Source organism: Paenibacillus piri, assembly GCF_004354045.1.
In the GTDB taxonomy this organism is placed as follows: Bacteria; Bacillota; Bacilli; order Paenibacillales; family NBRC-103111; genus Paenibacillus_S; species Paenibacillus_S piri.
Genome location: NZ_SMRT01000008.1, coordinates 254,470 through 278,373 on the forward strand (window position 1 = coordinate 254,470; position 23,904 = coordinate 278,373).

The 23,904-nt window shown below is 51.3% G+C and carries 22 protein-coding genes; 17 read left to right on the plus strand and 5 right to left on the minus strand.

The features are described from left to right. Positions 1–22: 22 nt before the first annotated feature. Together E1757_RS18225 and mnmL are read right to left on the minus strand one after the other, a co-directional pair. Positions 23–766: a c-type cytochrome gene (locus tag E1757_RS18225; RefSeq protein ID WP_133230639.1), complete on the minus strand. Its 744-nt coding sequence runs from the start codon at positions 764–766 to the stop codon at positions 23–25. Positions 767–931: 165 nt separating this feature from the next. Beyond that, positions 932–1,888, minus strand: coding sequence for a tRNA modification radical SAM protein MnmL/YtqA (mnmL, locus tag E1757_RS18230; RefSeq protein WP_133230770.1), 957 nt, complete (start codon positions 1,886–1,888; stop codon positions 932–934). 205 nt (positions 1,889–2,093) lie between these two features. Here mnmL and E1757_RS18235 point away from each other — a divergent pair, with 205 nt between their 5' ends. Further along, the gene (locus E1757_RS18235; protein WP_133230641.1) at positions 2,094–2,675 is read left to right on the plus strand and encodes a WGxxGxxG-CTERM domain-containing protein; all 582 of its coding nucleotides are present in this window, start codon (positions 2,094–2,096) and stop codon (positions 2,673–2,675) included. A gap of 170 nt (positions 2,676–2,845) precedes the next feature. Next, the gene (gene trmB / locus E1757_RS18240; RefSeq protein ID WP_133230643.1) at positions 2,846–3,565 is read left to right on the plus strand and encodes a tRNA (guanosine(46)-N7)-methyltransferase TrmB; all 720 of its coding nucleotides are present in this window, start codon (positions 2,846–2,848) and stop codon (positions 3,563–3,565) included. 223 nt (positions 3,566–3,788) lie between these two features. On the opposite strand, the gene E1757_RS18245 is transcribed toward trmB, so the two are convergent. After that, a complete protein-coding gene (locus E1757_RS18245; RefSeq protein WP_133230645.1) occupies positions 3,789–4,907 on the minus strand; it encodes an MGDG synthase family glycosyltransferase in 1,119 nt (372 codons plus the stop codon). A gap of 74 nt (positions 4,908–4,981) precedes the next feature. Next, a complete protein-coding gene (locus E1757_RS18250; RefSeq protein WP_133230647.1) occupies positions 4,982–5,509 on the minus strand; it encodes a phosphatase PAP2 family protein in 528 nt (175 codons plus the stop codon). 1,015 nt (positions 5,510–6,524) lie between these two features. Here E1757_RS18250 and E1757_RS18255 point away from each other — a divergent pair. The 13 genes from E1757_RS18255 to E1757_RS18315 all read left to right on the plus strand — a co-directional run bounded on the left by E1757_RS18255 (position 6,525) and on the right by E1757_RS18315 (position 19,229). Continuing rightward, positions 6,525–7,760: a glycosyltransferase family 2 protein gene (locus E1757_RS18255; protein WP_133230649.1), complete on the plus strand. Its 1,236-nt coding sequence runs from the start codon at positions 6,525–6,527 to the stop codon at positions 7,758–7,760. Between the two features lie 492 nt (positions 7,761–8,252). Further along, positions 8,253–8,837, plus strand: a complete 585-nt coding sequence (gene infC / locus E1757_RS18260) for a translation initiation factor IF-3 (protein ID WP_133230651.1) — start codon at positions 8,253–8,255, stop codon at positions 8,835–8,837. 21 nt (positions 8,838–8,858) lie between these two features. Then, the gene (gene rpmI / locus E1757_RS18265; RefSeq protein ID WP_133230653.1) at positions 8,859–9,062 is read left to right on the plus strand and encodes a 50S ribosomal protein L35; all 204 of its coding nucleotides are present in this window, start codon (positions 8,859–8,861) and stop codon (positions 9,060–9,062) included. A 40-nt stretch (positions 9,063–9,102) separates the two neighbouring features. Next, a complete protein-coding gene (gene rplT, locus E1757_RS18270) occupies positions 9,103–9,462 on the plus strand; it encodes a 50S ribosomal protein L20 (RefSeq protein WP_133230655.1) in 360 nt (119 codons plus the stop codon). 418 nt (positions 9,463–9,880) lie between these two features. Continuing rightward, positions 9,881–11,374 carry a sugar phosphate nucleotidyltransferase gene (locus E1757_RS18275; protein ID WP_133230657.1) on the plus strand — a complete coding sequence of 498 codons (1,494 nt, stop codon included), beginning with the start codon at positions 9,881–9,883 and terminating at the stop codon, positions 11,372–11,374. Continuing rightward, positions 11,371–11,601, plus strand: a complete 231-nt coding sequence (locus E1757_RS18280) for a hypothetical protein (protein WP_133230659.1) — start codon at positions 11,371–11,373, stop codon at positions 11,599–11,601. Before E1757_RS18275 ends, E1757_RS18280 begins: the two co-directional genes overlap by 4 nt. Continuing rightward, complete coding sequence (locus tag E1757_RS18285; protein WP_133230661.1) at positions 11,577–13,934, plus strand: cyclic di-GMP-binding domain-containing protein, MshE-related; 2,358 nt, start codon at positions 11,577–11,579, stop codon at positions 13,932–13,934. The genes E1757_RS18280 and E1757_RS18285 overlap by 25 nt, the downstream gene beginning before the upstream one ends. Positions 13,935–13,975: 41 nt before the next feature. Further along, on the plus strand, positions 13,976–15,094 hold the full coding sequence (locus tag E1757_RS18290; RefSeq protein WP_133230663.1) for an FAD-dependent oxidoreductase: 1,119 nt from the start codon (positions 13,976–13,978) through the stop codon (positions 15,092–15,094). A 10-nt stretch (positions 15,095–15,104) separates the two neighbouring features. Continuing rightward, positions 15,105–16,007, plus strand: coding sequence for a glycosyltransferase (locus E1757_RS18295; RefSeq protein ID WP_133230665.1), 903 nt, complete (start codon positions 15,105–15,107; stop codon positions 16,005–16,007). Positions 16,008–16,030: 23 nt separating this feature from the next. Then, positions 16,031–16,975 carry a glycosyltransferase family 2 protein gene (locus tag E1757_RS18300; RefSeq protein WP_133230667.1) on the plus strand — a complete coding sequence of 315 codons (945 nt, stop codon included), beginning with the start codon at positions 16,031–16,033 and terminating at the stop codon, positions 16,973–16,975. Between the two features lie 17 nt (positions 16,976–16,992). Beyond that, a complete protein-coding gene (locus E1757_RS18305; RefSeq protein ID WP_133230669.1) occupies positions 16,993–17,934 on the plus strand; it encodes an aldo/keto reductase in 942 nt (313 codons plus the stop codon). A gap of 70 nt (positions 17,935–18,004) precedes the next feature. Further along, a complete protein-coding gene (locus tag E1757_RS18310) occupies positions 18,005–18,820 on the plus strand; it encodes a sugar phosphate isomerase/epimerase family protein (protein WP_133230671.1) in 816 nt (271 codons plus the stop codon). Next, positions 18,813–19,229 (plus strand): GtrA family protein, encoded by a 417-nt coding sequence (locus E1757_RS18315; RefSeq protein WP_133230673.1) that lies wholly within the window; start codon positions 18,813–18,815, stop codon positions 19,227–19,229. Before E1757_RS18310 ends, E1757_RS18315 begins: the two co-directional genes overlap by 8 nt. Before the next feature lie 48 nt (positions 19,230–19,277). Here the strand turns inward: E1757_RS18315 and E1757_RS18320 are convergent, their stop codons facing one another. Further along, positions 19,278–20,882, minus strand: coding sequence for a glycosyltransferase family 39 protein (locus E1757_RS18320; protein WP_165972175.1), 1,605 nt, complete (start codon positions 20,880–20,882; stop codon positions 19,278–19,280). Between the two features lie 583 nt (positions 20,883–21,465). On the opposite strand from E1757_RS18320, the gene ilvB reads away from it, so the two are divergent. Further along, entirely contained in the window at positions 21,466–23,208 is a 1,743-nt protein-coding gene (ilvB, locus tag E1757_RS18325; RefSeq protein ID WP_133230677.1) for a biosynthetic-type acetolactate synthase large subunit, read from the plus strand. Next, positions 23,205–23,693 carry an acetolactate synthase small subunit gene (ilvN, locus tag E1757_RS18330; protein WP_133230679.1) on the plus strand — a complete coding sequence of 163 codons (489 nt, stop codon included), beginning with the start codon at positions 23,205–23,207 and terminating at the stop codon, positions 23,691–23,693. Before ilvB ends, ilvN begins: the two co-directional genes overlap by 4 nt. Positions 23,694–23,904: the final 211 nt, after the last annotated feature.

Here is a 23,904-nt window from a genome sequence, read left to right on the forward strand (position 1 = left end):
GCAGCCTCCATTTAATAGTTCATTATTTTTTTGTTGCCAGCCAGGCGGCCAGCGCTTCGACTTCTTCCGGCTTGAGCGTATCCTTGAAAGCCGGCATGATCTTGCCTCCGCCATTGATCTTGGCGATCAGCTCATCCTTCGTCTTCCTTCCGCCAACCTTGGAAATGTTCGGCCCTCCGCCGCCCTGCAGCTGGTCGCCGTGGCATACCATGCAGTTGCTCTTGAACAGCGGCTCGGCTTTTGCGGCCGGGTCTGCCGCGGCGGCCTCTTTGGCGTCCGCCTTGGCTTCCGGTTTTGCCTGCGCCGGTGCAGGTGCAGGGGATACAGCGGGAGCCGATGCAGCAGGTGCAGGGGACGCAACAGGCGCGGGGGCTTCAGCGGCGGGCGCCGGCGTCTGCGCCGGCGCCGATTTGGGGGCCGCGTCAGGCGCAGCGGCCTTCGGTGCCTCCTGCGCCGCCGGCGTCGACGGCTTCGCCTCAGCGGCAGGCTCCGCCTTCACCGGCGGCTCATTCTTCGCCGCCGCTTCGGGCTGCGCCGTCCCGGGCGCCTGCGGCGCCGCGGCTGCGCCGCCTGAAGCCGTGCCGGCGGCATTGCCGCCCGCGGCGCTCGCGGACGGCTTTGCGTCCGCCTCCGACTTCGGCGCAGCCGCGGCGGCCGGGGCAGCAGCCGTGCCGGCCGGCTGTGCCGCGGGCTGGCCGCTGCAGCCAGCCAACAAACCGATTGCCATTCCGGCGGCAATGAACGATAACTTCCTTGTAAACATCATAATCTCTCCTCGATCAAAGGGACGTTTTTGCAAGCCGGCACTCAATGAGACTTAAAGGATCGTCTGCATCCGCGGGCTTTATTCCGTCTCTTAGGCAGAATATGTACCTTACTATAAGAAACGTAAGGCAGGCCCGCCCCGGTTTGATCGGAGAGATAGGAGGGATTAACCTGGTTGAAACTTTTTCCCTTGCCATGTATTTCTAGCTTTCAGTTCGGCATCGATTGCGTTTAATACTTCCCACTTTTTCAAGCTCCACATCGGTCCGATCAATAGATCCCGCGGCGCGTCGCCGGTCAGCCGGTGCACAATCATTTCAGGCGGGAGCAGCTCCAGTGTATCCGTGACCAGCTTGACATACTCGTCCTTTTCCAAAAATCGCAGCAAGCCGGCTTCGTACTGCTTTACCATCGGCGTTTTTCGCATCAGGTGGAGCAGATGGATTTTAATGCCCTGCACATCCATTTGCGCTACAGCTTTGCCTGTTTCGAGCATCATCTCATGCGTTTCGCCCGGCAAACCGTAAATAATGTGGGCGCAGGTCCGGATATTATGCTTTCTCAGCTTGGCAACCGCATTTTCATAGCATTTCGTATCGTGAGCGCGATTTATGAGCTGGGAGGTCGATTCGTGAATCGTCTGAAGTCCCATTTCAACCCATAAATAAGTGCGTTCGTTCAGCTCGGCCAAATATTCGACGACATCGTCGGGAAGGCAATCCGGCCTTGTCGCAATGGATAAACCGACGACGCCGGGCTGCTGCAAAATAACTTCATAATATTCACGCAGCTCCTCGACCGGAGCATAGGTGTTCGTATATGCCTGGAAATAACCGATGTATTTGGCTTCCGGCCATTTTTTATGCTGCAAATCACGAATTTTATTGAATTGCGTCACCAGATCGTCGCGGCGGCTGCCGGCAAAATCGCCGGATCCTCTTGCGCTGCAAAAGGTGCATCCCCCGGCCGCGATGGAGCCGTCACGATTAGGGCAAGTGAATCCTGCGTCCAGCATCACCTTGAACACTTTGGCGCCGAACTGGCGGCGCATTTCGACATTCCATGTATGAAACCGTTTGTCTCCCCATTCGCTTGGAATGGCAAGCGGTTCGGCTTGATTCATCATGTTAAGACTCCTTTGTGAAAATAACGTTGAAAGCCGGCACAGCAGCGCCGCTTTCGCTTCTATTTTATCGTAAAACGAAACAGCTTGCGAACTTTTTCCTTAACAAAACCATCCTGACCGAAGGAAGGATATTTGCAACTCGAACCGTCCATGCTATTAGTGCAACACAATCCACAGCTTCGAAAGGAGAATGAGAAAGACGATGAATAAGTTCCGTAAAACAATTTTAGCATTGGCATTGACTGCTTCTTTAGGTTTTGCCGGACAAGCGCATGCTAATTTGGGGGTCAGTGGAGCAACCAATACATCGACTTACGGTGCGACAGGTACGGGCACTACGAACATCTATGATGCCTTTAGTGCAGGCACCACTCCCACTACGATTGGAACGATGGGAACGACGACAGGGACAACTGGCACCACAACCGGTACGACGACCGGTACAACAACCGGCACAACGGGGACAACTACCGGTACAACGCCAGGCACGACAACCGGTACAACGGCAACCGGCACAACAACGCCAGGCACGACAACCGGTACAACGGCTACCGGTACAACAACCGGTACGCATCACCTGCTGGACCGGATGAACACTTACGGAACGCGTACAACGAGAGACGGAATAGGTTATGGCGGTAACTACAATACGTACGGCTACCGGGCCAATGCCGACACGACGACGACAACCCGCGGCGGCAACTGGGGATGGTTAGGTCTGCTCGGATTGCTCGGATTGGCGGGAATGCGGAGCAGAGGCCGCGACGATTCCTACAACAAATAAGCTTCAATTCCGAAAGCTCTTTGACCGGCTTTCGAATCGGAGGATGGAATAATTATTGCTTTCTGTCGGCGGTTAGGCGGGGTCTGTGTCTGGCCGCTTTTCTTTATCAGCGATTCGGAGTATAATTTCATCTGATAAAGTGACGGAATCATCCGGTTTGGAGGAAAGCAATGCGTTTACGCGGCAGAAAAGGAATACGGGAGGCGCTGGAAACCCAGGCAGAACTGATTGTGCTAAATCCGGCTGCATATAAAGGAAAGTGGAAGGACGTATTTGGCAATTATAGGCCGATCCACGTCGAGCTTGGTATGGGAAAAGGACGTTTTATAAGCCAGTTAAGCTCGCTCAACCCGGAGATCAATTACATAGGTGTGGATATGTACGACGAATTGCTGCGCCGGGCCGGCGAAAAGGCCGTGCAGTCGCGTGAGGAAAACGGCGGTACATTAGCCAACTTGAGGCTGGCTTTATTTAATATTGAAAAAATCGGGGATATGTTTGAAACGGATGAGCTGGAGCGGATTTACTTGAATTTTAGCGATCCCTGGCCTAAAAAACGCCATGCTCGGCGGCGATTGACATATTCCGCGTTTGTGCGCAAATATATCGACATTTTAAACGATAACGGCGAAATTCATTTCAAAACGGATTCCCGTTCGTTGTTCGAGTTTTCTTTAAACTCGCTTGCCGATATGGGCCTTCGGATGCGCAATATTTCATTGGATTTGCATGCGGACGGTCCGCGCACCGACCTGGTGATGACCGAGTACGAAACGAAATTTTACGAGCAGGGAATGAATATTTACCGGCTTGAAGCCGTGATCGGACAAGCTGCGCTGGAGCGGCATTTGCTAAGTCTGGAGCGTGATATTCAGGAGAACGGCGAATAAACGCGGGCTTTTTGCACAAGCTTTCCGTGCCTTACAGCACGCTTCATATTTTGCGCATCGCGCCTGGACTAAGGCATCCGGCAAGAATAAAAAAAGCTTCTGATCGAAGCCCTTCCGACGAAGATACATTCGTGTTTTTGATGTAGCTTTTCTGATAACTTGCAATATCACCTGATATTATAAAAAAACCTGACGGTCAAGCTTGCCGTCAGGTTTTTGCCGCTTATTGATTTAAAATTTCCATGATCGCCTGCGAGCAGTCCATCGGATTATACGCATTCGTCTGCTGCGCAAAGCGCGCGCGCCGCCTGAGCACTTCAGGATAGCTGTCCGCCAGCAGCTTCAGCCAGTGACCGATCGTAGCTTCCGATTTGATTTGCTCGCCGAAGCCGTGCTGGGTGAAATATTGCAGGTTTTCTTCCTCCTGGCCCGGAATCGGCTTGTAAAACAGCATCGGTATGCCCTTGGCCAAACCTTCCGTGCAGGTCATCCCGCCGGGTTTCGTAATCAGCAGGTCGGATACATCCATCAATTTGTCGATTTCTGTCGTAAAGCCCAAAAGACGTATATTTTTATGCTGAAATCGTTTGTCGTCTGACAAGGCGGATAACGCTTTTTCATTGCTGCCCATGCAAATAATAAGCTGAATTTTATCGCGCCATTCGGTAAAATATTGCAGCACTTCCTCATTGTTTACCAGTCCCCAGCCGCCGCCCATTACCAGGACGGTAGGCATGTTCTGAAGACCGAAGCGGGCGCGAAGCTCCTCGCGGTTATGCTGCTCCCAAAAATTCGGATGCACGGGGATGCCGGTCACCTCGATCGCATTGGAATGAATGCCGCGGTTCAACAGCTTATCCCTGACGTCGGAGGTGGAAACCAAATATTTGTTAACCTCCGAGCTCAGCCAGGTGCCGTGCGCATCATAGTCCGTTATGACGGTGCACAAGGGCACATTGAGTCCGGCGCGCTTTAGACGTGAAATGACCGCATTGGGAAAAGGATGGGTGCAAACGATCGTATCGGGTCTCAGCTGATTGATGATTTCAGCGGTTTGCGCATAAAAAATGCGGTGCAAAGCCAATTGCGTAAACCGGTTCAACGATTTTTTATATTGCGAACGATACATAAGTCCGTACAGCTTGGGCTGCGTTGTCACGGTTTTGCGGTAAGCCGTAAAGATCCACGGAGCCAGCGTCGGATGGAGAAAAGAGCCGAGCTCCAGCACGCGCGTCTGGATGTCAGGCGAGAGCAGGCGAAGTCCGACGGAAAGAGCATGAGCGGCTTGCGTATGCCCCGCCCCAAAGCCTTCGGATAACAACAAGACCCTTTTTTTACGCATAAGGCGTTTCACCATACCTTGTGACAAGGATTTACACAATTTTAACATTAATCATTTTAAACGGAAAAAGCAACTTATCCGAAAAATGCGACAATTGCCAACGCCGTCGCCGTACCGATCAAAGCGCCGGCCAAACAATCCGACGGATAGTGTAGCCCCAAGTAAATACGGGAAACGGCAACGAGCACCGCAAGCAGCAGCAGTAAGGCTCCGACCCATGGGATCGCGTGCACGAACGGGATAACCAATGAGAAAATGGCGGTTGTATGTCCGGACGGGAAGGAATGGTCCTTCAACGGCTTTTTACACGTATTTGTATCGGGAAGGACCAGATAAGGGCGCAGACGCGGGTATATCCGCTTAATGACTGCAACGGGAATATGGCTTAAAGCAAGAGCAAGACAGCTGTACATGCCTGCCGCTTTCCAGCTTCCTTGTCCGAACAGGGCTAGACAGAGCGCTGCCGTAATCGTGAAGGCGGCCCCGCCCAAATGAGTAATCGCGTTAAAGAAAAAGTCTAAAGAGGAATGCTGGATGGTCTGGTTAACCCAGCAAAACATACGGGTCTCCCGCTGCTGCAGCCACGTGACGACACGGCCCATATCGATTCGCCTCCTTAAACTTGGGATAAGCTTTGCTTATTCGTCATATATTATGATAACCCCCTTTTGTTAGTAGAATATTAAATCAGCAATAAATCATTCTCAAATCAAGTTAATATTGTTAATTGTCTGCGGCCCAAATTCCACTCAACATTCGGGCAGACCTGGCTTGCTATTTACAGTTTGCAGGATGACACGGTATAAGTCTGCGGGCGGGATTGGCCATGAAACCAGTCGCCTGCGGGCAGTGGGGGCGAAAACGTTGGGACGACGGGTTCCGGTCCGGAGGGAGGAATGTCGGGCTTTCATGCCGAACCGGCGAATTTTCCGTAACTTATATTATGTCCTGAATGTCGGGCGGCTATCCTGTTTCAGGCCAAGCTGTTTCAGGCTTACGTTTCTTTTTGAGCCCGAATCCGCGGATTATGCAGTTGGAACGGAACGACCATACCTTGCTCATGATGGAACCTCCCATTTGGCCTTGATTGGAGACGGCGCTTTCGGGGTAAAAGATACTGTGTGCCCTCATCATGACGGTACATGTGCCGCAGCTGCGGGATCGCAGTATTTGTGCGCGCGGTGGAATTGTTGTATCATAATGGTGGGTACCGGACTGTATTTCAAGTTCGCCGCGGGCTGGAGTTTCCGGCTCTTGAGCACGGCTTGTTCGGCTGTATGACAGCTGTCCGGGCGTACTGGCCCGGTTCTTGTGCCGGGTGAAGTCAAATGAGGCGTCAGCCGCATAAACGGAACACACAAAAATGCTGAAAATCGGTGATAATAATACGTAATAGCTGGATGGCAAAGAGTTTTACCGTAATTCTCCGTAATTTCTTGCCTTAATTCGGAATCCGGCTCAATCAAGTCTCTTGGAGCTTTTGACAAATAGAAGCAAAGAGAGGAAAATCATATTCGGTTACCCGCACAATCCAGACAAAGCCATCGAAGTTGATAAAAAGAAGTTTAGAGAGAGAATAAAAAACTTTGGGGTACATAAAAAAAGGGGGATTCTTTGATGCTGGATTATTTCTTGCTAGGCATTCAGGTTGTCTTAGCGACGATCGGAGCCTATCAGCTTTTCTTGACATTTTTTGGCTGGTTCCGCAGAAAGCCGAAGGCAGCGCATGAGCCGCAAAAATCGTTTGCGATTCTTATCGCCGCCCATAACGAAGAGCAGGTTGTCGGAGCGCTTATCGACAATTTGAAAAAACTTGATTATCCGCAACAATTATACGATGTATTTGTTATTTGCGATAACTGCACCGACCGTACGGCACAAATTGCAAGAGGCAAGGGCGTCTTCGCCTGCGAACGGAATAATCCGAAGCTGCGCGGCAAAGGATACGCAATCGAATGGATGCTCAAGGAGCTATGGAAGCTGCCGCGCAGCTACGATGCGATCGTCATGCTGGACGCCGACAATCTGGTCAACCCGGATTATCTGACGCACATGAACAACGATCTGTGCAACGGCTCCCGCGTCATTCAGGCCTATTTGGACACGAAAAACCCGAACGATTCCTGGATTACTTCCGCTTACGCTACGACATATTGGTATTGCAACCGTTTGTGGCAGCTGCCGCGGCAAAATCTCGGATTGGCCAATTTCCTGGGCGGTACCGGCATGTGCTTCGAAACGAAGCTGCTCAAGGAAATCGGCTGGGGCGCGACGAGCCTCGTCGAGGATTTGGAATTTACGATGCGCTGCGTGCAGCGCGGAATTAATCCGACGTTTAACTACGACGCCAAAGTTTACGATGAGAAGCCATTAACGTTCAAGGCATCCGCCAGACAGCGTTTGAGATGGATGCAGGGTCATTTTGACGTGGCCCGCCGATATTTCCTCCCATTGTTCTGGCGAGGGCTCCGGGAAGGCAGCTGGGCAAAGCTCGATACGGCCGTCTACGCGTTGAATGTGTACAATGTGCTGCTCGGCTCCGTAGTCACGATCATTTTATGGATCAATCTGCTTCTTCCGGGAGCATCGTCGTTGAAATCGCTGTTCGATTATTCGCCGACGCTGTTCATGACCATCGGATTGCTCAGCTTCATTCAGTTCCCGCTGGCGCTCATTATCGAGAAAGCGAATTGGAGGACATATCTGTATCTCATCACGTTCCCGGTGTTTATGCTGTCGTGGTGGCCGATTACGGTGTACGCCTTCTTCACGCAAAACAACAAGCAGTGGAGCCATACCCAGCATACCCGCGTCATCCGGCTGGAAGAGATGCAAAGCAAGCAGGTGAGCTGATTATACCCGCATATTGCAGCCCTGCGTACTGCCGTTACAAGCGGCGGCACCGGGGCTTTAATTTGACAAAGGGATCCGTGATAAATCCGGCAGTTGACTTTGCAAAAGTGATTATGGTATGATATTGCAAGTGTTGCAAAAGAAGAAGCGCCCGCTTCTCACCTGTCCGACCCCGGTTGGCTGGTCATTAAAGCTAAAGTGAACGTTGATAACGGTTATGTTGATTATCACTTGAACTTTTATTAAGACGTGGGCCTTTTGCGCCCCCGTCTTTTTTATTGTTTAGGAAATTATGTGCAGCATATTTCCATGTATAATCGGGGGCTCCCCCAAAAGTAAGGTCAAGAGTTGCATGCTCTCTTGACGAAACCCGGTGGATACGGGTTAGCGGAATTCGCTTCAGGGCTTCACTTCACTTTTGGGGGACTTTGTTAGTTGTAAGGAAAGTATAAGCTTTTATACTTTTGCTTCGCACAACCTTGACAAACGCGCATGTCCCCCAAGGACGGCGCAGCCGTTTTGGAGAAATGGTTTCATTACATTCATTGGAGGTGGAAGGTTATTAGTACAGAACATTTAATTAACGATGAGATTCGGGTCAAGGAAGTACGCCTGATCGGCGCAGACGGAGAACAGCTGGGCATCAAACCGATTCGCGAAGCGCTGCAGATTGCTGTTGACGCAAACTTGGACTTGGTCAATGTTGCTCCGACGGCGAAGCCGCCGGTGTGCCGGATTATGGATTACGGGAAATACCGCTATGAAATGCAGAAGAAAGAAAAGGAAGCCCGTAAGAACCAGAAAATCGTCGAAATTAAAGAAGTTCGTTTAAGCGCCACAATCGATGAGCATGATTTTCAAACAAAGCAGCGCAACGTTGTGAAGTTTTTAAACGAAGGCGACAAGGTGAAGCTGAGCGTGCGCTTCCGCGGCCGCGAGATTGCTCATGCGAGCATCGGCCAACGGGTGCTGGAGCGCATGGCTGCCGAAGTCGAGGAGCTGTGCGTGGTCGAGCGCAGGCCGAAGCTGGAAGGCCGCAGCATGATCATGATTTTATCGCCGAAACAGCAAGCATAATATTAAGGAGGACTCTACATCATGCCAAAAATGAAAACACACAGCAGCTTAAAAGGCCGCTTCAAGATCACAGGTACAGGCAAAGTAATGAGATACAAAGCATACAAAAACCATTTGTTGTCCGGGAAATCCGCTCGTCAAAAACGCGTATTGGCATCCAACCCGGTTATGTCGGCAGGCGACGTAAGACGCTTGAAGCAGCAATTGACTAACATCAAAGGTTAAACTGTATTTCATTCTACTTAAATTTTGGAGGTAATCAATCATGGCAAGAGTAAAAGGCGGGTTTGTCACTCGTCGTCGTCATAAAAAGATTTTGAAGCTGGCTAAAGGTTATTTCGGTTCCAAGCACCGCTTATTTAAAACAGCAAATGCGCAAGTGATGAAGTCCTTGCTGTACGCTTATCGCGACCGCCGTCAAAAGAAACGCGATTTCCGCAAATTGTGGATCACTCGTATCAATGCTGCGGCTCGCATCAACGGCTTGTCCTACAGCAAATTTATGCACGGCTTGAAGCTGTCCGGCATTGAAGTTAACCGCAAAATGCTGGCCGACCTTGCTGTCAACGACCTGAACGCGTTTAACGACCTGGCTACAGCCGCCAAGCAAAAAGTGAACGCCTAATCTTGACCTTAAAGACCGTACGTTCCCCGATCCCAGGATTGCGGAAGGCGCGGTCTTTTTTTGCTGTACAGAACGTATAAGATCTTATACGTTGCTTCTCGCAACCTTGACAAACGCGCTCGTTCTCGAAAGACAGCGAAGCCGTTTATCCTTGGTTGTACAGAAAGTTCAGGTTTACTGCTCGGTTTTGTCGAACGCGCTTGGCTTGGAGACGCTTAACAAGTCACTAACAAGTGTCACAAAATTGACTACTACTTAATGAATATCTAATATTTACTTAATTCATTTAAAATCTAATTATGGTATCATGAAGCTAATATAGAATCATAGGCCATAAGTCCCTAAAATCGACAAAAAATCTCCCATATTTCGACAATTTTCGCGTAATGCCAATTCTATAAAAAAGGGTGAACGACGTATGAATATGGTTTTGCTTTCCGGTGGTTCGGGCAGCAGGCTATGGCCTTTGTCCAGCGAACGGCGTTCGAAGCAGTTCATCCCTTTTTTTAAGGATGGAAACGGGCGTCCGTCCTCCATGCTGCAAAATGTATGGAGCCAGCTCCAAAGCAGAGGACTTCACCGTTCCACCGTTATCGCCACCTCGTCAAGTCAGCGCGATCAGATCGCCGGGCAATTGGGAGAAACCGTCGATCTCGTGCTCGAACCGGAAAAACGGGATACGTTTCCCGCGATTATGCTTTCGGTCGCTTATTTGTATTCGCGCAAAGGGATTCCCCCCGATGAGATCGTCGCCGTGATGCCGGTCGACAGCTGTGTGGAGGATTCGTTCTATGATGTCCTGCAGCAGCTCCCGGATGCGCTGCGCGCGTCGGGGGCGAATGTGGCGCTTGTCGGCGTACGGCCGAGCTATCCGTCCGTGAAGTACGGCTACATAATTCCCGAGCGGCCGGCTCGTCTTGCCGGAGCGCTTGCCATTCGCGAGTTTCATGAGAAGCCTTCCGCCGAGGCAGCCCAACGTTATATCGCCCGGGGGGCGCTGTGGAACTGCGGAGTGTTCGCCTTCCGGGCCGGCTTTCTGCTGGACAAGCTTGCCGCTATGGGGCTGCCGGCCGTATATGAGGAGCTGCTGCTCGAATACAATCGGCTGGAGAGCCGGAGCTTTGACTATGCGGTGGTCGAAAAGGAGAAGAAGGTTGCGGCGCTGGTTTACGACAAGTCGTGGAAGGATCTGGGCTCCTGGTGTACGCTTGTGGAGGAATTGAGCCAGCCGGTTACGGGCGCGGGCCTGATATCGGAGGGCAGCCGGGATGTTCATATTGTCAATGAACTGAAGCTGCCGATCGTCGTACACGGCCTGTCCGACGTTGTGGTTGCCGCTGGCAGGGAAGGCATTCTGGTCATGGGCAAAGGAGCCGGCGGCGGACTGAAAGACACGCTGAGCAGGCTGAGCGGGAGCGGTGGGGTGGAGGCTGACCCGGAAGGGCTCGCCGAAACGGCAGCGTCCGCGGAGGCGGCTGAGCCTGCAACGCCTGAAGACGGTGCCGGCTCCGTACAGGCAAAGTGCAGTGCCGGCTCCGCGGGGCTCGTCACATCGCCGCCCGCCGCATGTGCCATGCCGGGAGCGACAGCGGCTTCCCGTCTTGTTATCGACCGCTCGACCTTTGCCGATGGCATTGTCGTCACGACGACGCGAATCCATCTGAACGCAGGAGAACGGCTGGTCTATGAGCCGCAGCCGACGGAGGACAGACGGACGGTTTCCTGGACCGTTCTGCATGGACGGCTGCAATTGATGAACTGCAAGGGGGAGATGACCTTGAGCTCGGGTGGAAATGCCGCCTTGAACGAAGGAGATGCAGCTGTCATTCAGGCTGAAGAAGAAGCGGATTTGCTGGAGGTCGTCACGGCTGTCGGCGGTTCCTATCGGAGAACAAGGAGTGAATTCATGTGAAAGTAAGAGCGCTGATTGGTTATGATCCTCAAAAAGTGGGACGTTATTTTAACGCATTGGAAGAGGAAGAAGCAAGTCTGGACCGGCAGCGTATGCAATTAGAGCAGACGCATAAGCTCATGGAAGCGGAGCTGGAACACGAAATCGACGAGCTTAAGCGGAAAGTAGCCGAGCTTGATCAAATAGAAACGAATTTGAAGCAATGGCTCCAAATAAACCGGAATTAGACCGTTCGTTCGGTTTCGCTTGGCGGGGGCTCCGCAAACATTTAACCGACAAGCATGCGGGCGAACTGGAGGAACGGGTCCGGCTTAAACGTGAACAGCTTGCACAGCAAATTGCAGATCATGGACGGCGGATGCAGGAGCTGGCCAAGCAGCTCGACTACCTGCAGCGGGAGTACGACAGTAAAGACAGCTATGTCGAGGAGCTCATCGGCCAAAAGCAGGAGCTGCTCAACCAGGAGGGCTTCGTTGCCGCTTCGGAAGACGGCAAGGGCAAGCCGAAGTTGAGGCTGGGCGACATGCTGGTCGCGGAAGGTCTGGTGACGCAGGGGCAGCTGGCGGAAGCAATGGAGCGGCAGCAAAAATTCGGCGGCCGGCTCGGCGATATCGTATCCGAGATGGGCTTTGTCGATAAGAGTAGGCTGGCGCTCCTGCTTAACGGTCAATCCCGCAAAGGCCGGCTCGGCGATATGCTCGTCGAAACCGGTGCAATCACGCAGGAGCAGCTGAACCGGGCGCTCGAGTTCCAGCGCAAAAGCGGCGGGATGCTGGGCGATATTTTGATGTCGATGCGGATGATTGAGCCCGAGAAGCTGTACCGGCATATTGCCACGCAAAACAATCTGGGACGAATCGGGTCCCAGTTCGATTTTGAAGACTTGATCAAGCTGCCGGAGTATATAGCCCGGCAATACGACGCCATCGTCGTTAATCAGGATTTAAACCGGTATTTGGTCGCCGTTGGCGGCCCGTTAACCGACGAGGCGCAAAGGGCCATTGAAGCGCTGCTGGGACTGCCGATCGAGCAGGTGCTTGCAACGCGCGAGGAAATGGAATATTTCTGGGCGCAGGTTTACCAGTCCGAGCTGATGGTGGAAAGCACGCAAAAGCTGGTGAACGAGCAGCCGCAAAACTCGGCGCATGTCACCTTTACGGCTCCGCAATTGGCGGCGGCCGCCGCCTTGGGTTTGCTGCTTCTCATATGCATCGGCGTGGACTGGTTTCATACATTAATCGCCGTCAATATCGGGATTCAGCTTTTTTACTTTTCGATGACCTTGTTTAAATTTTTAATTGTCATGTACGGCACGCGGGATTACGCGCAAATCCGCTTTACAAAAGAGCAGGTGGCTGCCATCGACGAGCGGACGCTGCCCGTCTATACGATACTGGTGCCGATGTACAAGGAGAGCGAGGTTATTCCTCATCTGCTGAGCAATATCGAACAGCTGGATTATCCAAAGGCGAAGCTCGACGTCAGGCTGCTGATCGAAGAGGACGATGTGGAGGCTCAGGAACTGCTGAAGAGCATGAATCTTCCGGCCTATTACACGACGATTGTCGTGCCGCACAGCCTGCCCAAAACGAAGCCGAAGGCTTGCAATTACGGCTTGATCCGCGCGCGCGGCGAATACGTCGTCATCTATGACGCCGAGGACCGACCCGACGCCGATCAGCTGAAGAAGGTGCATGCCGCTTTTATGAACGGTCCTGCCAATCTCGCTTGCATTCAGGCGAAGTTGAACTATTTCAACAGCGAGCAAAACCTGCTGACCCGCTGGTTTACTCATGAATACAGCATGTGGTTCGAGCTTCTGCTGCCGGGCGTCATGCAGCTCGACATCCCGATTCCGCTGGGCGGAACATCGAACCATTTTAAAATGGCCGTGCTCAAGGAAGTCAATGCATGGGACCCTTACAACGTAACCGAGGATGCGGATCTCGGGATTCGCCTGCACAAATCGGGCTACACGACCGCTATCGTCGATTCCCGTACTTGGGAGGAAGCGAACAGCCGTACGGGCAACTGGGTACGCCAAAGGTCGCGCTGGATTAAAGGCTACATGCAGACATGGCTTGTCCATATGCGCAATCCGGTGAAGCTTTATCGGGAGTTGGGGCTCAAAGGATTTCTCGGCTTTCAGGTAATGGTATTGGCCACGCCGATGCTGCCGCTCTTAAACCCGATTTTTTGGGTGATGATCATCCTTTGGTACGGCTGGAGGGCTGCCTGGATTCCGCAGTTTTTCCCCGGGATTATTTATTATTTGGCATCCGTCGAATTTTTGATCGGTAATTTTTTGTTCGTATTCAGCAACGTTGCCGGCGTGTACTGGGTTATTCGCGAGCTGGAAAAAAGAGGATCGACCATGTTCTCGTACGGCTTGGTCAAATATGCGCTGCTGACGCCGATTTATTGGGTGTTGATGAGCATCGCTGCGGTCAAGGCGGCATGGCAGTTAATTACGAAGCCGTTTTATTGGGAGAAGACAACGCACGGCCTGACCAAGCGCACCTCTGCTCCAGACGGGGATGCATTGAAGCAGAATGTATAGGATCGAGCGTTATTATGTCTTTTGCGAAGGATGTTTTGAGTATGAGAGAAACATATGACAGAGTTATTATCGGTGCGGGGATGTATGGGCTGTACGCCGCGGTGCAGTCCGGCAGAAACGGATATTCCACACTTGTTATCGAAACGGAAGACGAGCCTTTTAAACGGGGCTCCCGCGTGAATCAGGCCAGACTGCATAACGGTTATCATTATCCAAGGTCGTATGCTACCGCCGCCAAATCACAAAAATATTTCGACCGGTTTTTAAACGATTTTTCAGACTGCATCCATACCGATTTCAATAAAGTGTACGGCATTGCATCCAACTTTAGCTGGACAAACGGAAGCCAGTTTAAGCATTTTGCGGACAATTTGCAGCTGGTCTGCGAAGAAACGGACCTCGAGCCATACTTTTACCGGAGCGCCGTGGAAAAAGCTTACCGTACGATTGAATACAGCTTTGACGCGCAGCGGTTGAAAGCGAAATTGCTGGGCCAAATCGATCCCGGCATATGCGGCTTCAGGTTTGGCACTACAATCTGCAATGTGGTCAAAGAGGACGGTCATTTCATTGTAACGCTCGACAGCGGCGAACAATTCGAAACGCCCTACATCTTAAACGCAACGTATGCGGGAACGAATCAAATTCATGACCTCATGGGCTACGAGCATCTGCCGATCAAATACGAGCTGTGTGAGGTTATAATATGCGATGTTTCCGAGCACTTAAAAGGCGTCGGAATTACCGTCATGGACGGGCCGTTTTTCTCCATTATGCCATTCGGCTTTACCGGCTATCATTCGCTGACGACGGTTTCAAATACGCCTCATTACACGTCTCACGATTCCCTGCCCGCCTTTCCGTGTCAGGAGGAGGGCGGACGCTGTTCGCCCGGGCATCTTCGTAGCTGCAATCAGTGCAAACATAAGCCGGAAACGGCCTTTGTCGAAATGAACCAGATGGTGAAAAAATATTTGAAAAGCGATATCGTCATCCGCTATGTCGAATCTCTCTATACGGTCAAACCCGTGCTGAAGACGTCGGAGGTCGATGATTCCAGACCGACAGTCATAAGACAATATTCGCAAAATCCCGAATTTTACACTGTGTTTTCCGGGAAAATCAATACGGTATACGATTTAGACGATATATTAAGGTAGGGTTAATGGGATGATACTAGAAGAAAACTTCCTGTCCGTGATCATGGTAGCCCGCAACTGCGCCGATGTTATCGAGGATAAAGTGAATCGGCTGGACTGTTATTTGAAGAGCCGGTTCAAGCATTATGAAATTATCGTGGTCGAAAATTTTTCGCGGGACAATACGCTGCAGTTATTAAAAAATTGCGCCGCCAAACTGACCATTTTGGAGTTGGCCCGGTTTCATAACGTACAGCAAGCGCTAAGAGCCGGCGTTGACATCAGCATAGGCGACTATATACTTGAAATTGACGAGGTCAGGCTCGATTACGATATGGACATCATCTTTACGATGTATGAAGCCTGTCTGAAGGGAAACGATTTTGTCATTTGCTCCCCGCAAAAGGTAAGCGCGTCATCTTATTTGTTTTACTGGATCATCAATAAATACTTTAAGGGCAAGCTGAATACCCGCATCGCTTCATCGGTGCTGGTCCTGTCGTCAAGACGGTGCCAGAACAAAATCGTCGAAACGGGCAACGTCATCATAAACCGGAACATTTCGTATCTGCTGTCGGGACTCCAGTTTGAAATCATATACTTAAACATCAAATATAAAAATAACCGTAACTTATTCGAAAACGTGAACTTGATGGTGGACACGCTCACTTACTATACGGATATCCTCACGAGGCTGGCCTTATTTGTCTCATTCTTGTTTTTCTTTATTTCCCTAGGCGCGCTGCTGTTCAGTCTTGTATCCTATTTTATAAAGGGAGCCGTGGAAGGCTGGACGTCGCTCATCATGTTTTTAGGCTTCTCGTTTTCGGGCGTATTTCTGATGTTTGCGATTCTCACCAAATACCTCAACAGTATTTTGCAAAGCACGGTGAATACCAAGAGCTATATTTTCAAATCGGTTATGAAGAAATAGTCATTGCGGAGCAGGTGGTTTTGATGAAAAAGTTAATTTCAGTCATAGGTCCGATGTTTAACGAAGAAGGGCTTGTATCGGAATATTGTTCGCAAACCTTGAAGGTTCTCGAAAAACTGAGCGACAAATACGATTATGAGCTGATATTGGTGGATGACGGCTCGTCGGACCGGACCTACAGCAATATGATGGACGAGCAGCGCAAGCATCCGCATATCGGCGTTGTCAAGCTGTCCCGGAACTTTGGTCTCGAAGGGGCGGTCCACGGAGGCATCGAAGTCGCCAAAGGGGATGCGGTCATTGTGATGGATGCCGATCTGCAGGACCCGCCCGAGCTGATTTACCGAATGATCGAGATGTGGGAAGACGGCTACGATGTCGTATCGGGCAAGCGAATTGAACGAAAGAGCGATTCGTTGTTCAAAAAAATGAGCGCCTGGCTGTTTTATAAAGTAACGAGCGCATTTTCCAACCGGCTGGTTATTGAAGAAAACGCGGCGAATTACAAGCTGCTGAACCGCAGAGCGATCGATGAAATGAAAAAATTGCCGGAAGTGAACCGGATTTTCCGTGTATTGGTTCCATATGTCGGCTTGAAGGCCGGCAATGTCGAATATGCAAGGGACATCCGGACCGCGGGCCAAACCAAATACAATCTGAAATCGATGATCCGGTATGCGCTGGACAGTTTGGTCGGAACGACGATCGAGCCTCTACGCTTTATTATGTCACTCGGTTTTTTTACGATATTGTTGGGGATCTTGCTGACTTTGTCCATGCTGGTTATGCCCGTTGCTTCCAAGGATACGTCGCTTATCCTGGCCGTTTTGCTATATATAGCGGGCGCCGTGTTCATTTGCTTAGGCTTGATAGGCGAGTATGTCGGACAAATATTGATTGAAGTCAAGCGGAGACCTGCGTCGATTATTGATCTATATTCCGCTCCGAATGCTGAGCATAGAGAGTGAACTCGAAGGAGGCTGTTATGGAATATTTCAGAATAGGCCAGTCGGGGCTAAAAAGCACAGTCCTGACATTTGGAACGGCGCTTACGATAGGAACCGAGCATACGAGCGACAGCTATGCCAATAGTCTTGTCGATCAAGCCTGGAGACTTGGAATCCGATCATTCGATACGTCCAACAATTACGGTATGGGCGAGGCGGAAAAGCTCGTAGGCAAAGCGCTGGGCAAATACAGGCGCGGCGAATATATCGTGGCGACGAAAGGGTCTTGGCCGATAGGCGATTCGCCTTACGACCGCGGACTTTCCAGAAAGCACATCCTGGACGCCGCGGACAGCTCGCTCGCCAGATTAGGGCTGGATTACGTGGATATTTATTACGCCCACCGCTATGACCCGGAAGTGCCGATGGAAGAAATTGTCCGCACCTTCAACAGCCTGATCGCTCAAGGGAAAATCAGGTATTGGGCGACTTCGGAATGGCCGCTTGAAGCGCTTGAACAATGCCATGAGGTCTGCGGCAGACTTCAGCTGGAAAAGCCGATTGCGGAACAGTTTATTTATTCCTTTGCGATCAGGAAGGCGGATACAAACGGGGTTAAACCTTTTTGCCGTTCCCGTCAGGTTGGGATGTTCGGGTTTTCTCCGATTGCGCAGGGCCTTCTTACCGGCAAGTATAAAACGCATATTCCCGCAGACTCGAGAATAGCGAAAAAAGATGCGATCGGCTACGATAAAACCGAACAAATTTATTTACAGAACAAAGAGCGGATCGAGCAGTTTATTCAACTCTGTGAGACTTACCGGGTGAAAGGGAGCCAGCTGGCATTAAGCTGGTGTATTAAAAACGGGGTATACCCTGTTATCGGAGCGTCCAGACCCGAGCAGCTGGAGGAAAATGTGAAAGCGTTGGATATCGAGTATCCCGACGAAATATGGACCCGGCTTGAACGTATTGGATGAGTCTCGATCATTTCCAGGATCTGTTTTCAAGCAGGAGAGCTGCCACAGCCATCAAATATGCGAGAGACGGGTGATTGAACTGAAATTCTGCATATCGAATATTGCATGGGAAGCCAAAGATGACGAGTCCGTTTATCGGCTCATGCGCTCCAACGGGTACGAGGGGCTTGAAATCGCTCCGACACGGGTATGGGACAACCCTTATGGGCAGGGGCATTCGGATTACGCGCATTTCAAACAACAATTGAACCGTTACGGTATCGAATTGACCGCCATGCAATCCCTTTTATACCGGGAAGAAAGCTTGCAGCTGTTTCATGACGAGTCTTCGCGGCGGGAGATGTTGGCTGCGCTTGAGAAGCGGGCTGTGCTGGCTGAAATGCTGGGCATCCGAAGCATGGTGTTCGGATTGCCGAAGAATCGAAGCTACTCCGGTATCGACAATCGCGAAGCGTTTGAAATCGCCGCGGACTTTTTCCGGCAGGCGGGGGAAATGGCCGAAGCTTATCACACGGCCTTTTGTATCGAAGCTGTGCCGGAAAGCTACGGCACCAATTTTATCAATTCCACTGCCGAAGCATTGGAATTAGTGAAGCATGTGGGTTGCGAAGGCTTCAGACTGCATCTCGATACGGGGACGATCATTGGAAATAAAGAGAACTTAAGCGTAATCGCTGCGGCTGCAGGCTATATTTCCCATGTTCATATAAGCGAGCCGTTTCTTGACATCCCCGTTTCGCAAGGCGTTCACGCCGCTGTGGGCCGGGAGCTTCGCGAAACAGGCTACACAGGGTTTATCTCGATCGAGATGAAGAGACGCCACGATTCGGAACCGCTGACCTATTTGGAATCTGTACTTGGGCACGTGAGGGAATGGTATGCATAAATATAAACAAATGGCCGCGTATCTTGTATTCGGCGTGCTGACGGTCGTTATTAATTTCGCCTGCTATTTGCTGTGTGCGAAGCTTTTGCACATGGACTATATGATCAGCAACGGCATTGCATGGATCGCCGCGGTTATATTTGCGTTTGCCACGAACAAGTGGTTTGTCTTCCAAAAAAGCGAAACAAGCGATATCGCATCCGTAAGTAAGGAGTTCGCGGTATTTGTCGGCTGCAGAATCGCCTCGGGCATCATGGATATGCTGATCATGTACGTATTTATCGATTTGCTGCACTATAACGACGTCGTAATAAAAGTGGTATCCAGCGCGTTCGTCATTATTGCCAATTATGTCTTAAGCAAATGGATCGTCTTTCGTAAAGGCGAAACGGTATCGGAAAAGCTATAACGAGCCTCCTGTCTGGGCTTCGCACAACCTTGACAAACGCGCTCGTCCCTAAGGACTGAGAAGACGTTTGTCCTCGGTTTCGGACTGCGGAATGACGCGGTACAATTTCCATCCGCCGCCGTAATCCTTCTCGAGCGCGGCCCAGGAGGCTCCGTGATCGTAAAACCCGGGGTACCTTTGGTTTACGGCGTTTAAACTGGCAATGCCGTTAGGGTCCGGCACAAGGATATGCGTAATGTTGTATTGCTCCGGGTGTCTGAGCGATTGCTCGAAATCTCTGTCGCTCGTTATGACGAGATTATAGGGGCGTTTGCTGTTTAGGATGACGTAAAAAGCATTGAACGCATCCATCAGCACTTTTTGCCGGTCGTTTTGCTCGGCCCGTCTGTCCAAATCGGCGGCAATTTCCATGGCAAGAGGAAGCGCCTTGCTCTGCTGATAATGTATTGCGTCATATTCTTCCGGGGACAGCGATTTATTTTGCATGACATTCCAGGTAAATATGCCGCATCCGACCAACACGGCCAGAGCCATTAAGCAGCTTGTCCGATAACCGCGGGATTGCTTCTGTTTTTGCAGCTCATAAGGGAGCCACGCCATGACAAGCGGCAGCGGGTAGACGAAAAATCTCAGCCATCCGTATGAGGAGCCTTTGATGAGCATGAGAAACTGCATGGCCGGAATCGAAGCGATTAGCAATAGAATGACTGCAAATTCCGTCTTGAACAAGCTTCGGCGCCATAAACGCATAACGATGATAAGCCCGAGAGGGGGGAGAAAACAAGCGATTCGTTCGGAAATATATAAAGCCGCTTCGACAGGATGACCCATTAGCGGGCTGAAAGTGGCGTTGTTCACAAGCTGCGCGGCTTGCCCGAGGTTGGAATAGCTGGAACGTAAAAAATAGAGCGGGTCGCCCATAATCGAATAATTCAGGAAAATCCAGAGGATGCCGGTAAAAAAAGCGGGAGTCAGCAGCACAATTTCCGTCGCTTCGATCTTGTTGTAGAGCTCCCTGTACTTCGACTTATGCGGATTTTGCTTGTATTGTTTCCAAATCAGCAAAATAAAACCGAGCGCCAGACAAGCGCCGAATGCTACGGCTTCGTAGCGGGTAAGAAAGGCGAGCGCCAATGCAAAGGACGCCCCGATGAGGCTGTTTATTTTGCCCTTCTCCAGCCAGTCTGCGACGGTGATGACAATCCAAACAAGAAAGAAGATAAACACGCTCTCGCTCATTCCGTTTGAACCGTATAAAAATATAAACGGGTTTAAGCCGTACAACAGGCAGATCAATAAACTGAACAGCAGCGGCATTCCCCGCTTGATAAAATGGTGACACAGCATCACAACGGTCGCCGAGGTAAAAAAGCCTGACAGGATGACCCCGGCAATGGCTGACGAGGCCAACGCGGGATAGAGCGGCTGAGCTACCAGAATAGGCAGCATCAGAAGACTGGGCAGCGGATTCCAGACGAATCCGATGGCCGCCAAATGCGGATCCCGGCTGTAGCCGACATAATAAGCATTGGCTACTCTGCTGAAGGCATCGACAGCGACGAAATGGTTCACATGGGCCATCCAATAGCCGAAGGCGATTTCCGCGGCAAATACAAGTATGCCAAGCAGCCATACAGTTTTCGATATGCGCATGCGCCCCAATCCCTCCATTTCCGCAGTTTGACAAGTCATTTCCTATCATGCCAACAACAGCAGCTTTTATTGTACGATTATTTTACGTTTTTGACAGCTAAAATCTTTGTTAACTGTTTGAACAGGCGCCCCCGGCTTATCGTTGCGAATCCACATAGTACCACGGAAATACGCTTGACTCTTGGCCCGATTCGGCATATAATATTGAAAAAGTACAACAGACCTAATCGGCAATGATGAGGACGAAGTTATAAGGGCACTTATGTTCAGAGAGCAGAGGATTTGCTGAAACCAATGCCATTAATCCCTTATGTACGAGCTCACCTCGGAGCTGTTTTCCTGAAAAGTATGCTTAACGGCATAGCTACTAGGGGAAATCGGAATAGCACACGTTACCGTGCTGAAGGTATAACGGCTTTATGATGGCCGCGTACCTGCTAAGGTTATTTGCTGTGAGGCATTTAACAAACTCTGGGTGGTACCACGGAAGATTAGAACCCCTTTCGTCCCTTCAGACGCTATAACGCGTTTTGGGATGAGAGGGGTTTTTCGCGTTTCTAGTTTACGGGAGGAGGACAAATTCATGATCGTTCAAACCACACAAAAGTCAAAAGAACAGCTGCACAAAGAACTGCTTCAGCCGGATGTCGTTACAGGGTCGGAAATGTTGCTGCGCAGTTTGCTGTTGGAGGACGTGGATTGCGTCTTCGGGTATCCGGGCGGAGCGGTTTTATATATTTACGATGCCATGCACGGCAATCCGAATTTTAATCACTTGTTAACCCGTCACGAGCAGGGCGCGATTCATGCGGCCGACGGCTATGCGCGCTCAACCGGCAAGGTCGGCGTCTGTATCGCAACATCCGGTCCGGGGGCAACGAATCTCGTAACAGGCATTGCTACGGCTTACATGGATTCGGTACCGCTTGTTGTTATTACGGGCAATGTCGCAACCAGCGTGATCGGAACGGACGCTTTCCAGGAAGCCGACATTACCGGCATTACAATGCCGATCACGAAGCACAGCTACCTGGTGCGCGACGTTAACGATCTGCCGCGCGTCATTAAAGAAGCGTTCCATATCGCGTCCACAGGACGCAAAGGACCGGTGCTTATCGACATTCCGAAGGATGTCTCGAATGCCAAGGCGGCGTTCTATTATCCGGAGAAGGTTGAAATTCGCGGCTACCATCCGACGGTTCAACCGAACAAGCTGCAGGTGGACCGCATGCTTGAGGCGATTGCCGAGGCGGAGCGTCCGGTTATATTGGCCGGCGGCGGCGTCGTTTACTCGGACGCCTCCAAAGAGCTGCTGGAATTCGTGGAGAAATCCCGCATTCCGGTAACAACCACGCTGCTTGGACTGGGCGGCTTCCCGAGCGCACACGAGCTGTGGCTGGGCATGCCGGGCATGCACGGAACGTATGCGTCCAACCAGGCGCTGCAAAATTGCGACCTGCTGATCGGGATCGGAGCGCGGTTCGACGACCGCGTAACGATGAAGGTCGACGGCTTCGCGCCTAAGGCGAAGAAAATCGTTCACATTGACGTGGACCCTGCGGAAATCGGCAAAATCGTCGAAGCGACGATTCCATGCGTCGGCGATGTCAAGGCGGTATTGCAAATGGCGCTGCCGAAGGTGAAGCCGTCCCGGTCGGAAGCATGGATCAAGGAAGTAACGGAGAACAAGCGGAGCCGTCCGCTGCGCTATAAAGATTCGGATACGGAGCTGAAGCCGCAGTACGTGATCGAGATGATTCACGAAACGACCAAGGGTGAGGCGATCGTAACGACGGACGTTGGGCAGCATCAGATGTGGGCTGCGCAGTACTACAAGTTTAACCACCCGCGTTCCTGGATTACATCCGGCGGCCTGGGCACGATGGGCTTCGGGTTCCCGTCCGCGATCGGAGCGCAGGTAGCGCATCCGGACCGGCTGGTCGTATCGATCAACGGAGACGGCGGCATGCAGATGTGCTCGCAGGAGCTGGCGATTTGCGCCATCAATAAAATTCCTGTCAAAATCGTTGTTATCAATAACCAGGTGCTGGGAATGGTTCGCCAGTGGCAGGAAATTATTTATGACAACCGGTACAGCCATATCGATCTGGCCGGCAGCCCTGATTTCGTGAAGCTGGCCGAAGCGTACGGCGTCAAAGGCTTGAGAGCGACGAATAAAGAGGAAGCCCGCCGCGCATGGCAGGAAGCGCTGGACACCCCAGGTCCGGTACTCGTCGAATTTTTCGTCCGCAAAGGCGAGAACGTGTATCCGATGGTTACGCAAGGCTCGACGATAGATGAAATGATAATGGGGGATTCGGAATGACGCACAGACATACCATATCCGTACTAGTAAACAATCAACCTGGCGTGCTTCAGCGGGTATCCGGCTTGTTCGGCCGCAGAGGCTTCAATATTGAAAGCATCACGGTGGGCGAGTCCGAGGAATCGGGCTTGTCCCGGATGGTGATTGTAACGACAGGCGACGATAAAACGTTAGAGCAGGTGTCCAAGCAGCTGTATAAGCTGATTGACGTCATCAAGGTCGTCGATCTCAGCTCGAATCCGATGGTAGCCCGCGAGCTGGCATTGATCAAGGTCAACGCGGAGCCAAGCGCGCGTCCCGAAGTGCTGGGAATTGTCGAAACATTTCGTGCGGCGGTCGTCGATATCGGTCCTTCTTCATTAATTGTGCAGGTAGTCGGGGATTCCCATAAAATCGACGCGATGGTCGAGCTGTTGAAGCCTTACGGCATTCGTGAAATATCGAGAACCGGGGTTACGGCTATGATCCGCGGGCTGGTGAAATAGTGAACTCGTTCAGCTTTGCCGAACATCGGGGAATCAGATGGGGATTCTACCCGACCTGATTCAAGGCCCACCTTAGAGGCGGAGGTCTTAACCCGATAATGTCGTAATCGGATAATAAATAAAGTTTTCTAAAAAGATGAATTTGGAGTAAAATGTACCTTGGTGAGTGGGGGATACAGCGGGTAACTTTCAGGGATAGGCCGGTTCGTGC